Annotated in this window: 8 protein-coding genes; 1 reads left to right on the forward strand and 7 read right to left on the reverse strand. The window is 71.9% G+C overall.

Annotated features, from left to right (window positions below):
* Position 1: 1 nt before the first annotated feature.
* Positions 2 to 877 carry an alkaline phosphatase family protein gene (locus tag AC6I72_RS22745; protein ID WP_498004792.1) on the reverse strand — a complete coding sequence of 292 codons (876 nt, stop codon included), beginning with the start codon at positions 875 to 877 and terminating at the stop codon, positions 2 to 4.
* 278 nt (positions 878 to 1,155) lie between these two features.
* On the opposite strand from AC6I72_RS22745, the gene AC6I72_RS22750 reads away from it, so the two are divergent.
* A complete protein-coding gene (locus tag AC6I72_RS22750; RefSeq protein ID WP_498003035.1) occupies positions 1,156 to 4,164 on the forward strand; it encodes a bifunctional [glutamine synthetase] adenylyltransferase/[glutamine synthetase]-adenylyl-L-tyrosine phosphorylase in 3,009 nt (1,002 codons plus the stop codon).
* A gap of 36 nt (positions 4,165 to 4,200) precedes the next feature.
* Here AC6I72_RS22750 and AC6I72_RS22755 read toward each other — a convergent pair whose 3' ends face one another.
* The 6 genes from AC6I72_RS22755 to AC6I72_RS22780 all read right to left on the reverse strand — a co-directional run bounded on the left by AC6I72_RS22755 (position 4,201) and on the right by AC6I72_RS22780 (position 11,416).
* Positions 4,201 to 5,037: a phosphatase PAP2 family protein gene (locus AC6I72_RS22755; protein ID WP_498003036.1), complete on the reverse strand. Its 837-nt coding sequence runs from the start codon at positions 5,035 to 5,037 to the stop codon at positions 4,201 to 4,203.
* A gap of 120 nt (positions 5,038 to 5,157) precedes the next feature.
* Positions 5,158 to 6,186, reverse strand: a complete 1,029-nt coding sequence (locus tag AC6I72_RS22760) for a LacI family DNA-binding transcriptional regulator (protein WP_498003037.1) — start codon at positions 6,184 to 6,186, stop codon at positions 5,158 to 5,160.
* A 25-nt stretch (positions 6,187 to 6,211) separates the two neighbouring features.
* Positions 6,212 to 7,876, reverse strand: coding sequence for a glycoside hydrolase family 13 protein (locus AC6I72_RS22765; RefSeq protein WP_498003039.1), 1,665 nt, complete (start codon positions 7,874 to 7,876; stop codon positions 6,212 to 6,214).
* Positions 7,877 to 8,006: 130 nt separating this feature from the next.
* Entirely contained in the window at positions 8,007 to 8,927 is a 921-nt protein-coding gene (locus AC6I72_RS22770; RefSeq protein ID WP_498003041.1) for a sugar ABC transporter permease, read from the reverse strand.
* Between the two features lie 12 nt (positions 8,928 to 8,939).
* On the reverse strand, positions 8,940 to 9,938 hold the full coding sequence (locus AC6I72_RS22775; protein WP_199811590.1) for a carbohydrate ABC transporter permease: 999 nt from the start codon (positions 9,936 to 9,938) through the stop codon (positions 8,940 to 8,942).
* A 188-nt stretch (positions 9,939 to 10,126) separates the two neighbouring features.
* Positions 10,127 to 11,416: an extracellular solute-binding protein gene (locus AC6I72_RS22780; protein ID WP_498003043.1), complete on the reverse strand. Its 1,290-nt coding sequence runs from the start codon at positions 11,414 to 11,416 to the stop codon at positions 10,127 to 10,129.
* Between the last annotated feature and the right edge of the window lie 699 nt (positions 11,417 to 12,115).

Here is a 12,115-nt window from a genome sequence, read left to right on the forward strand (position 1 = left end):
GTCAGGACGCCCAGACGCCCGTGATGTCGTGGGCGTTCGCCGCGTTGCCCGCGTGCGTGCTCAGGCGCTGCGTGTCCTCCAGGGTGCGCAGCAGGTCGTAGTGGTTGTAGGTGGTGGCGCTGGTCGAGCCGGCAGCGACCGGCTGGCCGTACAGGACGGTGGGGATGCGGTTGCCGCTGAGCTTGTCGTCCTCGTCGAAGGTGACGACGAGCAGGCTGTTGTGCGTCTTCGCCCAGGTGGCGTACGCGCCGAGGTTGTTCTTCAGCCAGGTGTCGCCCGTGGAGACCGAGCAGTCGTGCATGTCGCTGCACAGGTTCGGGGTGACGAAGGACATCTGGGGGAGCGTCGAGTAGTCCGTCGGGAACTGCGCGAACGTCTTCGCCGACGACGTCGGCACGTTGCTGAAGCCGAACCACGGGTTGTGCTTGCGGGCGTACTTGCCGCTGCTGCACGTCGTCGAGCCCTGGCTGGGCAGCGTCTCGTTGTAGCTGGCCCAGCTGCGGCCTGCGGCGAGCTGCTCGGAGGCCAGGTTCGGTGCCGAGGAGAAGCCGGGCGTGTAGCAGCTGTCGTCGGTGACGCCCTGGGTGGAGCCGGAGAACAGGGCGAAGTAGTTGGGCTGGCTGGGGTGGGTCTCGGCGTAGGCCTGGGTGAGGTTCGCGCCGCCGGACTTGAGGGAGTTCAGGTACGGGGCACTGGAGGAGCCGATCACCTGGCTGTAGGCGTGGTTCTCGAAGACCACGACGACCACGTGGTCCGGCGCGGGCACCGCGGTCGCCGCCTGCGCGGACGCGGCGCCGCCGCTCAGGCCCGTCCACAGGCCCGCCGCCGCGGCCGCGAGGGCCGCGGCGGACGCCAGGGCGGCGCGGCCGCGGCGCAGCGCCCGCTTGCCGGGGCCGAGGGGAGCGCCGCAACGGCTGTCGGCAGCGAGGGGACTGTCGGACACGGTTACCTCCGGGGAATGAGGAGACTCGGCGGGGAAGAGCATGCACACGCCAAAGTGATGCCGTGCCGCCGTGCCCGGCCCAGCAGGTGAAGAGCAGGTGAACTGCTGACGCACGGTCCCCTTCCGGACCGCCGGCGCCCCGCTCCGCAGCCGTAGGGGGAGTCTCCCGCTACGCTCTGGCCAGGACCACGTAGATCCGACGGGAGGCCGGGATGACGGCGCCGGGGCGCAGGAGCAGTACCTTCACTCGGCTGCTGCGGCACGGCTTCACCGATGCCCTGGCCGCCGAACGGCTGCTGGACAGCGCCGAGCTGGCGCCGGTGCGCAACGACCCGGTGCTGCTGGAGGCGCTCGGCGCCACCGCCGACCCGGACCTCGCCCTGGGCGGGCTGGTGCGGCTGCTGGAGGCCCAGCCCTCCCCGACCGCCCGGCGGGAACTGCTCGACACGCTGATAGCGGCCAAGCCCCTGCGCGACCGGCTCCTCGGCGTGCTCGGCGCGTCCGCCGCGCTCGGCGACCACCTCGCCCGGCACGCCGGGGACTGGCGCGCCCTCGTCACCTACGAGCCGCAGGACCTGCACCCGGGGCTGGCCGAGTTCGAGCGCGGCCTCGCCGAGGCCGGTGACCCCGTCGCGCTGCGCGTCGCCTACCGCCGCTGCCTGCTGTCGATCGCCGCGCGCGACGTGTGCGGCACCACCGGCGTCGCCGAGACCGCCGCCGAACTGGCCGACCTCGCCACCGCCACGCTGCGCGCCGCGCTGCGCATCGCGGCCGCCGAGGCGCCCGAGGACGCCGCGCTGTGCCGGCTCGCCGTGATCGCCATGGGCAAGTGCGGCGGCCACGAACTGAACTACGTCTCCGACGTCGACGTCATCTTCGTGGGGGAGAGCGCGCACGAGGACGGCGGCGACGAGACCGCCGCGCTGCGCGCCGCCACCCGTCTCGCCTCGCGGATGATGCGCGTCTGCTCCGAGACGACCGTCGAGGGCAGCATCTGGCCCGTCGACGCCAACCTGCGGCCCGAGGGGCGCAACGGCCCGCTCGTACGGACCCTGAGCAGCCACGTCGCCTACTACCAGCGGTGGGCGAAGACCTGGGAGTTCCAGGCGCTGCTGAAGGCCCGCCCGGTCGCCGGGGACGAGCGCCTGGGCGCGGAGTACGTCGCCGCGCTCTCCCCGCTGGTCTGGCAGGCCGCCGAGCGGGAGAACTTCGTCGCCGACGTGCAGAAGATGCGCCGCCGGGTCGTCGAGAACATCCCCGTCGGCGAGGTCGAGCGCGAGCTGAAACTCGGGCCCGGCGGGCTGCGGGACGTCGAGTTCGCCGTGCAGCTCCTCCAGCTCGTGCACGGCCGCGCCGACGCCTCCCTGCGCAGCGGCACCACCCTGGACGCCCTCCAGGCCCTGGCCGCGGGCGGCTACGTCGGCCGCGCGGACGCCGGCCGGCTCGACGAGGCCTACCGCTTCCTGCGCTTCATGGAGCACCGCATCCAGCTCTACCGGCTGCGCCGCACCCACCTGCTGCCCGAGGACGACGCGGACCTGCGCCGCCTGGGCCGCTCGCTCGGCCTGCGCGCCGACCCGGTGGCCGACCTGACGCGGGAGTGGAAACGGCACACCGGTGTCGTACGGCGCCTGCACGAGAAGATCTTCTACCGGCCGCTGCTCGACGCCGTCGCGCAGCTCGCCCCCGGTGAGGTCCGGCTCAGCACCGAGGCGGCCCGCGAGCGGCTGGTCGCGCTCGGGTACGCCGACCCGGCCGCCGCCCTGCGCCACCTGGAGGCCCTCGCCTCCGGCGTCACCCGCAAGGCCGCCATCCAGCGCACCCTGCTGCCCGTGCTGCTGGGCTGGTTCGCGGACTCCGCCGACCCGGACGCCGGACTGCTCAACTTCCGCAAGGTCTCCGACGCGCTCGGCAAGACCCCCTGGTACCTGCGGCTGCTGCGCGACGAGGGCGCCGCCGCCGAGAACCTGGCCCGCGTCCTGTCCGCCGGACGCCTCGCCCCCGACCTGCTGATGCGGGCACCGGAGGCGGTGGCGCTGCTCGGCGACGGCGGCGGCGACGCGGGCGGCCTCCGGCCGCGCGGCCGGGCCCAGCTGGAACAGGAGATCCTCGCCGCCGTCGGCCGTGCCGAGAGCGCCGAACAGGGCGTCACGGCCGCGCGCGGGGTGCGCCGGCGGGAGCTGTTCCGCACCGCCGCCGGCGACATCGTCGGCTCCTACGGCACCGAGGCCCAGCCCGCCGAGACCGACCCGGGCCCGCTCGTGGACCGGGTGGGCGGCGCCGTGTCGGACCTGACGGCGGCGACGCTCGCCGGCACCCTGCGGGCGGTGGTGCGCGACGGGTGGGGGGACACGCTGCCGACCCGGTTCGCCGTCATCGGCATGGGCCGCTTCGGCGGTCACGAACTGGGCTACGGCTCCGACGCCGACGTGCTGTTCGTGCACGAGCCGCGCGAGGGCGCCGACGAGCGGGAGGCCGCCGACGCCGCGGGCCGCGTGGTCGCCGAGATGCGCAGGCTGCTCCAGATCCCGAGCGCCGACCCGCCGCTGCTCATCGACGCGGGACTGCGCCCCGAGGGCAAGTCGGGACCGGTGGTGCGCACCCTCAAGGCGTACGAGGCCTACTACCGGCGCTGGTCGCTGGTGTGGGAGTCGCAGGCGCTGCTGCGGGCCGAGCCGGTGGCCGGGGACGAGGACCTGGGACGGCGGTTCACCGCGCTGATCGATCCGCTGCGGTACCCGGCGGGCGGCCTCGGCGAGGACGCGGTGCGCGAGATCCGGCGGCTGAAGGCCCGCATGGAGTCCGAGCGGCTGCCGCGCGGCGCCGATCCCAAACTGCACACCAAGCTCGGACCCGGCGGTCTCTCCGACGTGGAGTGGACCGTGCAGCTGCTGCAGCTGCGGCACGGCGCCGAGGTGGCGGGCCTGCGCACGACCCGCACCCGGCAGGCGCTCGCCGCGGCACGGGCGGCCGGTCTGGTCACCGAGGAGGACGCCGTCGTCCTGGACGAGGCGTGGCTGCTGGCCACCCGGGTGCGCAACGCGGTGATGCTGGTACGCGGCCGGGCGGGCGACACGTTCCCCACCGAGTCGCGGGAACTGGCCGCCGTGGGCCGCTACCTCGGCTACGGACCCGGTCACGTCGGCGACATGCTCGACGCCTACCGGCGCACCGCACGCCGGGCCAGGGGCGTCGTGGAGTCGCTCTTCTACGAGATGTGAGGAGGCGGGGGCGCGGGCCCCCGCCCCGGCCCGCGCCTACGCCCCCGCCGCCTGCCAGGCCGCCCTCGGCAGGGCGTGCGGCAGGACGCCGTACCAGGCCCGCGCGGCGGTGAGGCCGAGGGCCAGGCAGAGCACCCCGCCGACCGCGTCCAGCCAGAAGTGGTTGGCGGTGGCGACGATGACGACCAGGGTCACCGCGGGGTAGAGGGCGGCGAGGACCCGCACCCACGGCACGGTGGCCAGGGCGAGCAGGGTCAGACCGCACCACAGGGACCAGCCGATGTGCATGGACGGCATCGCGGCGTACTGGTTGGACATGTGCTTGAGGTCGCCGGAGGCCATGGAGCCCCAGGTGTGGTGCACCTGGACGGTGTCGACGAAGCGACCGCCCGCCATCAGACGCGGCGGCGCCAGCGGGTACAGGTAGTAACCGAGCAGGGCCGTGCCGGTGGTCGCGAAGAGGGCGAGGCGGGCCGCCGCGTACCGGCCGGGGTGGACGCGGTAGAGCCACACCAGGACGCCCACGGTGATCACGAAGTGCAGGGTCGCGTAGTAGTAGTTCATGCCGACGATCAGCCAAGTCACCGAGTCGGCGGCATGGTTGACGGCCTGCTCGACGGCGATGCCCAGGCGGTGCTCGGTGTGCCAGACCCAGTCGGCGTTGCGCAGGGCCGCCGCCTTCTGCTCCGGGACCGCGTTGCGGATCAGGGAGTACGTCCAGTAACTCACCGCGATCAGCAGGATCTCGAACCAGAGGCGGGGCCGGCGCGGGGCCCGCGGCCGGCGCGCGGGCGGGGTGCGCCCGCCGGCCGTGACGGGGTACGGAAGGCCCTTTCCGGGACCTTCCCGTCGAGTCACGGCCGTATCACCCATAGGCACAGAGTGTGCCAGAAAAGCCCTCTTCCGCCGGTGATGCCCCGGCCGGGTCCCGCGCGCCTGTTCCGCGGCGGGCGCGGACGCGGGGGCGGGCGCGGCGGCGAGCTGAGGGCGGGGTCAGGAGCGGGGCTTGGGCGCCGACGCCGTCGAGCCGCGGACCACCAGCTCGGGCATGAACACGAACTCGCTGTGCGGCGCGGGCGTCCCGCCGATCTCCTCCAGCAGCGTGCGCACCGCCGCCTGGCCCATCGCCGGGACCGGCTTGCGGACCGTGGTCAGCGGCGGGTCGGTGAAGGCGATCAGCGGGGAGTCATCGAAGCCGACGACGGAGAAGTCCCGGGGAACCGCCATGCCCTGCTGCCGGGCCGCGCGGATGGCACCGAGCGCCATCATGTCGCTGGCGCACACGATCGCGGTGCAGTCTCGCGCGATGAGCGACGTCGCCGCGGCCTGGCCGCCCTCCAGCGTGTACAGGGAGTGCTGGACCAGCTCCGTCTCCACGGCGTCGGGCGCCAGGCCCAGCTGGTCCTGCATCGCGCGCACGAAGCCCTCTATCTTGCGCTGCACCGGCACGAACCGCTTCGGCCCGAGGGCCAGACCGATCCGGTGGTGGCCCAGCGAGACGAGGTGGGTGACGGCCAGCGTCATGGCGGCCCGGTCGTCGGGGGAGATGAACGGCGCCTGCACCTTCGGCGAGAAGCCGTCGACCAGGACGAACGGCACGCCCTGGGCGCGCAGCCGCTCGTAGCGCTCCATGTCGGCCGTGGTGTCCGCGTGCAGTCCGGAGACGTAGATGATGCCCGCGACCCCGCGGTCCACCAGCATCTCGGTCAGCTCGTCCTCGGTGGACCCGCCCGGCGTCTGGGTGGCCAGCACCGGGGTGTACCCCTGCCGGGTCAGCGCCTGCCCGATCACCTGGGCGAGCGCCGGGAAGATGGGATTCTCCAGCTCCGGGGTGATCAGGCCCACCAGGCCCTCACTGCGCTGGCGCAGCCGCACCGGACGTTCGTAGCCCAGAACGTCGAGTGCGGCGAGCACGGACTGGCGGGTGGTGGCGGCGACGCCCGGCTTCCCGTTCAGGACGCGGCTGACGGTCGCTTCGCTCACCCCCGCCTGCGCAGCGATGTCGGCAAGCCGTGTGGTCACAGGAGTGGACTGTACCGGCTGCATCTCAGACTGCCCACCAGACGGCGCAGTCCCCGGGAAGTTGCGTCAAGTCGGTGCCGGGCCCCACGTCGGAGCTGGCGAGCAGAAGAGTGCCCGGTGTGGCCAGCGTGACCGGTGTGGCGGTCAGGTTGACCGTGCACACGAAGGAGCCCTCGTCGGTGTCGCGACGGAAGGAGAGCGTGCCCTCGGGGCTGTCCAGCCAGGTGATCTGGCGGCCGGCGCCCAGCGCGGGGTGCTCGCGGCGGACGGCGAGCGCGCTGCGGTAGAACTCCAGCGTGGAGTTGGGGTCGCCCTCCTGCGCCTCGACGGTCAGGGCGCGCCAGCTCGCGGGCTGCGGCAGCCAGCTCGGGCCGCCCTCGACGGGACCGAAACCGAACGGCGGGAGCTGCCCGGACCACGGCAGGGGCACCCGGCAGCCGTCGCGGGTGCCGTCCTGGCCCGAGCTGCGGAAGAACGCCGGGTCCTGGCGGACCTCGTCGGGCAGGTCGACGACCTCGGGCAGACCCAGCTCCTCGCCCTGGTAGAGGTACGCCGAGCCGGGCAGCGCGAGCATCAGCAGCGTCGCCGCCCGGGCCCGGCGCAGACCACGCGCCTCGTCCCCTTCCGCGAGGCGCGTGGAGTGCCGTACGACGTCGTGGTTGGAGAGCACCCAGGTCGCGGGCGCGTGCACGGCGTTCATGGCGCGCAGCGAGCGGTCGATGACGTCGCGCAGCTCGGCCGCGTCCCAACCGGTCGTCAGGTAGGAGAAGTTGAACGCCTGGTGCAGCTCGTCGGGGCGCAGGTACAGGGCGCTGCGCTCCACGGTCGGCGTCCAGGCCTCGGCGACGGCGATCCGGTCCCCGGCGTACTCCTCCAGGATCCGGCGCCAGCTGCGGTAGATCTCGTGCACGCCGTCCTGGTCGAAGTACGGGACGGCCTGCGTGCCGAGCAGCTTGACCTGCTCGTCGTGGCCGATGTCGGGCAGCCCGGCGGCCTTGACCAGGCCGTGCGCCACGTCGATGCGGAAGCCGTCGATGCCCAGGTCCAGCCAGAACCGCAGGATGGAGCGGAACTCGTCGTGCACGGCCGGGTGGTCCCAGTTGAAGTCGGGCTGCTCGGGCGCGAACAGGTGCAGGTACCACTGGCCCGGGGTGCCGTCCGGCTCGGTGACCCGGGTCCAGGCCGGCCCGCCGAAGATGGACTCCCAGTCGTTGGGCGGCAGTTCGCCGCTGTCGCCCTTGCCGGTGCGGAAGTGGAAGCGGTCGCGCAGCGGGGAGCCGGGGCCCTCGCGCAGCGCCTGCTTGAACCACTCGTGCTGGTCGGAGCAGTGGTTGGGGACCACGTCGACGATGACCCGCAGACCCAGGGCGTGGGCGTCGCGGACCAGGTCGTCGGCGTCGGTGAGGGTGCCGAACATCGGGTCGATGGCCCGGTAGTCGGCGACGTCGTACCCGGCGTCGGCCTGCGGGGAGGCGTAGAACGGCGAGAGCCAGACGGCGTCGACCCCGAGCTTCTTCAGGTACGGCAGACGGGCGCGGATGCCGGGCAGGTCGCCCATGCCGTCGCCGTTGCCGTCGGCGAAACTGCGCGGGTAGACCTGGTAGATGACCGCGTCGCGCCACCACTCCCGGCGCCCGGAGGCGGCGGCGGAGGCTTCGGTGGGGACTGTGTCGGTGACGTGCTGGGTCATGGATTCCCTTAAGGGGTACGAGGGGAACGACGAAGGCGCTGGACCGGCGGGCGGGGCCGGGGTGGCGGCCGGGCCCGCCGGTGCCGGGCCCGGCGGGCCGGCCGGCGGGCGGCCGGGGAGCCGGGTGCGCTCAGGACTTGGTGCCGCCGGCCGTCAGCCCGGAGACCAGGCTGCGCTGGACGAGCATGAACACGAGGGCCGCCGGGATGGTGATGATGATGGCGGTGGCGGAGGTCCACGCCCAGTCGGGGCGCTGGTCCTGCGCGAAGGTGCGGATGCCGACGGCGAGCGTGTAGTGGTCGGACTGCATGAACTGCGTCGCGTAGGCGACCTCGCCCCAGGCGGTGAGGAAGCTGTAGAACGCGGTCACCGCCAGGCCCGGCTTGGCCAGCGGCACGATCAGCCGCCAGAAGGTGCCGATCGGGGTGAGCCCGTCCACCCGGCCCGCCTCGTCTATCTCCTTGGGGATGGTGTCGAAGTAGCCCTTCATCATCCAGGCGCAGAACGGCACCGCCGTGGTCGCGTACGCCAGGATCAGCCCGAAGTAGTTGTCGAGCAGGTGCAACTCGGACATCAGCAGGTACAGCGGCACGATCAGTACGATACTGGGGAACATCTGGGTGACCAGGAACGTCCACATCAGCTGCCGGCTGCCCGGGAACCGCATCCGGGACACGGCGTATCCGGCGGTCGAGGCGAGGAAGACGCCGAGCACGGTGGTGCCGCCCGCCACGATGACGGTGTTCAGGAACCACTTGGCCAGGTCCGAATGGGCCAGTACGTCGCTGTAGTTGTGCAGGCTCAGGTGCTTGAACACCTGCCCCGGCTCCTGCCAGGCGTTCTTCGGGCCGAGCGAGATGAACAGGATCCACACCACGGGGAACGCGGCGATCACGGTGGCGAGGATCAGCGTGCAGTGCAGGACCACGGAGGCCCAGGGACTGCGCTCCTCGCGCCCGCGCACCTTGCGCGGGCGCGCGTCGGCGGCGGCGGGGCGGGCGGGGGCGGCAGCGGGCGCGGCGGCGCCGGTCTCGTGCGTTGCTGCGGTCATGGCGGTGGCTCCTTACGCCTGCTCGGACTTCAGGGTGCTGCGGCGGTAGAAGGTCGAGAAGGCCAGCAGGAGAGCGAGGATGATGATGCCGTAGGTGGCCGCTCCCGCGTAGTCGGAGATCCCGTTGAAGGCCTTGTGGAAGGCGAAGGTGACGAGGATGTCGGTGTCGCCGGTGGTGTTGTTGCCCAGCAGCAGGTAGATGACGTTGAACATGTTGAACGTCCAGATGCAGCCCAGCAGGATCACCGTGCTGGAGACCGGCTTCAGGCCGGGCAGCGTGACGTTGACGAAGCGCTGCCAGGGCGAGGCGCCGTCCATCTCGGCGGCCTCGTACAGCTCCTTGGGGATCGACTGGAGTCCGCCGAGCAGGGCGACCATGTTGAAGGGGATGCCGATCCAGACGTTGACCATGATGACGGCGATCTTCTGGGCCAGCGGGGTGCCCAGCCAGTTCTGCGCGGGCAGGCCGAAGGCCGTGATGATGTCGTTGAAGACGCCGTACTGGGAGTTGAGCATCAGCCGCCAGGCGAAGACGCCGATGAACGACGGGACGGCCCAGGGCAGGATCAGCATCGCCCGGTAGAAGCCGCGCAGCCGCATCTCGCGGTTGAGCAGCACGGCGAGCGCCATGCCGAGACCGACCTGGAGCACCACGCAGGACACGGTCCACACGACCGTCCACACCAGGCGCGGGTAGAAGTCGCCGTCCGCGCCCGACAGGACGTGCCAGTAGTTGTCGAGGCCGACGAAGTCGTAGGTGGCCGGGCGGTGGAAGGCGCCGATGGTGGTGGCGACGTTCGACTCGTTCGCGTTCGTCAGCGACTGGTAGAAGCCGTACCCCAGCGGATACAGGACGAGCAGGGTGATGACGATGGCGACCGGGGCCACCATGGCCCAGGCGTACCAGTACTTGTCCCAGGATCGCCTGAGCGCCGAGGGGCGGGCCGGGCGCGGGGACCTGTCGCCGCTCGCTGTCTTGTGGGTCTGTCCGGTGCTCGCTGCGGTCGTCATACTCATCGGCTCTTTCGCGGACGAAGTCGGGTGGTTCCGCAGCCCCGGGGAGCCCCGGTCGGGGCGGCAGCGGGGAGGTCCTTTCCCCGGGGCTGCGTGTCCTTCGGTTGCCGTAGCGCTACGGCGGGCCGCCGCGCGGCCACGGCCGGCTGCCGTACGGCGGCGGCAGGGCCTGCGGCGGGTGCGGGTCAGCCGATGGAGAAGCCGGGCAGGAGCTTCTGGAACTCCTTGGCGGTGGCGTCGAGGCCGCCCTTGACCGACTGGTCGCCCTGGAGGATCTTCACGTAGTTCTGCTGCAGCGGGGTGAAGAGCGAACCGACCTGCGGCAGGGCCACGCGCGGGCGGGCGGTCTGCTCCAGGATCGGCTTGAAGCCGGCGATCTTGGCGTTGGCGGTGACCTCGCCGGTGTACGCCGACTTGCGGGTCGGCAGCGTGCCGGTGCCCTTGGCGATGGCGATCTGGCTCTCGGTGGAGGTCATGAACTGCGTGAACAGGTAGCTGGCGTCCAGGTTGCCGGAGCCCTGGTAGACCGTGAGGTTGTGGCCGCCGGTCGGGGCCTGGGCCTTGCCGCCGGCGCCGGCCGGGACGTTGGCGAAGCCCAGGTTGGACTCGTCGCCCTTGAACGCCGAGCCGGTGAGGTCGTCGCTGACGGACCAGGGGCCCTGGATCAGCATGGCGACCTTGCCGTTCTTGAAGGCCGTCTGCATGTTCTGGTAGGCGTTCGCGAAGTCGACCTTCATCGAGGCCTCGTCGTTGATCTTCTTCGCGGTGGTGAGCGCGGTGACGGCGGCGTCGTTGCTGATGGTGATCTTCTTGCCGGACGGGTCGGCCAGGTCCGCGCCGTTGCTGTAGAGCAGCGGCAGCAGGAAGTAGGAGTCCGGGTTGACGTAGGTGCCGTAGGCCCCGGTCTTCTGCTTGATGGCCTTGGAGTCGGTGATGAACTCGTCCCAGGTGGCCGGCGGCTTGGCGATGCCGGCCTGCTTGAGCAGCTTCTTGTTGTAGAGCAGGCCCAGCGTGTCGGTGACCGACGGGACGCCGTAGGTCTTGCCGTTGTACTTGGCGGTGTTCAGCGGCGTCGCGTTGAAGTCGGAGGCGTCCTTGAGGGCCGGGGTGCCGTCCAGCGGGGCGATGTAGCCCAGCGAGGCGTACTCCGCCATCAGGCCGACGTCGGTGCGGACCACGTCGGGCGCGCCCTTGCCGCTCTTGGCGGCCGACTTGAACTTCTGCTCGACGTCGGTGAACGGAACGCTCTGGTAGTTCACCTTGATCTTCGGGTACTTGGCCTCGAACTGCTTGACCAGGGCCTTGTACGTCGGGGCTTCGGTCGCCGCGTCCGAGGTGTCCCAGTACGTGATCGTCCCTGAGATGTCCTTGGGGTCCTTCGGCTTGCTCGACGAGTCGCTGTCCGACCCGCCGCAGGCCGAGGCGGCCAGCGCGACCACGGTGACCGCGGCGGCGATCGATATGCCACGTCGCATATGAACTCCCTAGAAGTGGGTGCCCGGATCATCCCTTGGGAGGACCGCGGGTGCCGTCTGTCCCAATCGACGGCCGCCGGGCGCGGGAGGAACGTAGCAAGACTGCAATCCCTTGCGAAAGACGTTGCAAGAAAATTTCCGCAAGGTCCTGCAAGCGTGACGTTTTCGTTACCGCCAGGTGTCGGGATCGGTCGCGGGCGGTCACCTGCCGCGTCGCACCCTAGGCCCTGTCGTCACATTCCCGCCTGCCTCGCGACGCCATGCACGCACTCTCGCCGCACCGGGCCCAGACCCGAGTACGTCCGGTACGAGGGTCAGGGCCCGGCACGCCGAGAGCACGCACCTGACGCCGCGAGGCCCGCCCTCCGGGCGGACGACGGGAATGTGACGACAGGACCTAGCGGGCGGCGCGCCCGCGGGGGAGGGTTCGCGGCACGCCGGCCGGGGAGAGGCCGCACCGGGCCGCCCCGCTCTCCGCCTTCGCTTTCCGCGCGGCACCGCCGGCGCCCGTTCGGCGCGGTTCCCTCCTGCCGCGCGCGGCGTGCGCGGGGCGCCCGCGCCCCCGTCGGCGGACGGCCCGTCAGGACGTGCCGCTCCCACGCCTCGCAGCGGCGTGACAGCCGGCCGAAGCCGCCGCCCCGAAGGAGGGGGAGTGTCAGAGGTGTCCCGTGAAATTTCTTGCCACGGTTTTCAAGACCC

Source organism: Streptomyces sp. Xyl84, from assembly GCF_059731885.1.

Coding starts and splice junctions, on each gene's coding strand:
- AC6I72_RS22750 (WP_498003035.1), top strand. CDS start 1,156: ATGACGGCGCCGGGGCGCAGGAGCAGTACCTTCACTCGGCTGCTGCGG.
- AC6I72_RS22755 (WP_498003036.1), bottom strand. CDS start 5,037: ATGGGTGATACGGCCGTGACTCGACGGGAAGGTCCCGGAAAGGGCCTT.
- AC6I72_RS22765 (WP_498003039.1), bottom strand. CDS start 7,876: ATGACCCAGCACGTCACCGACACAGTCCCCACCGAAGCCTCCGCCGCC.
- AC6I72_RS22770 (WP_498003041.1), bottom strand. CDS start 8,927: ATGACCGCAGCAACGCACGAGACCGGCGCCGCCGCGCCCGCTGCCGCC.
- AC6I72_RS22775 (WP_199811590.1), bottom strand. CDS start 9,938: ATGACGACCGCAGCGAGCACCGGACAGACCCACAAGACAGCGAGCGGC.
- AC6I72_RS22780 (WP_498003043.1), bottom strand. CDS start 11,416: ATGCGACGTGGCATATCGATCGCCGCCGCGGTCACCGTGGTCGCGCTG.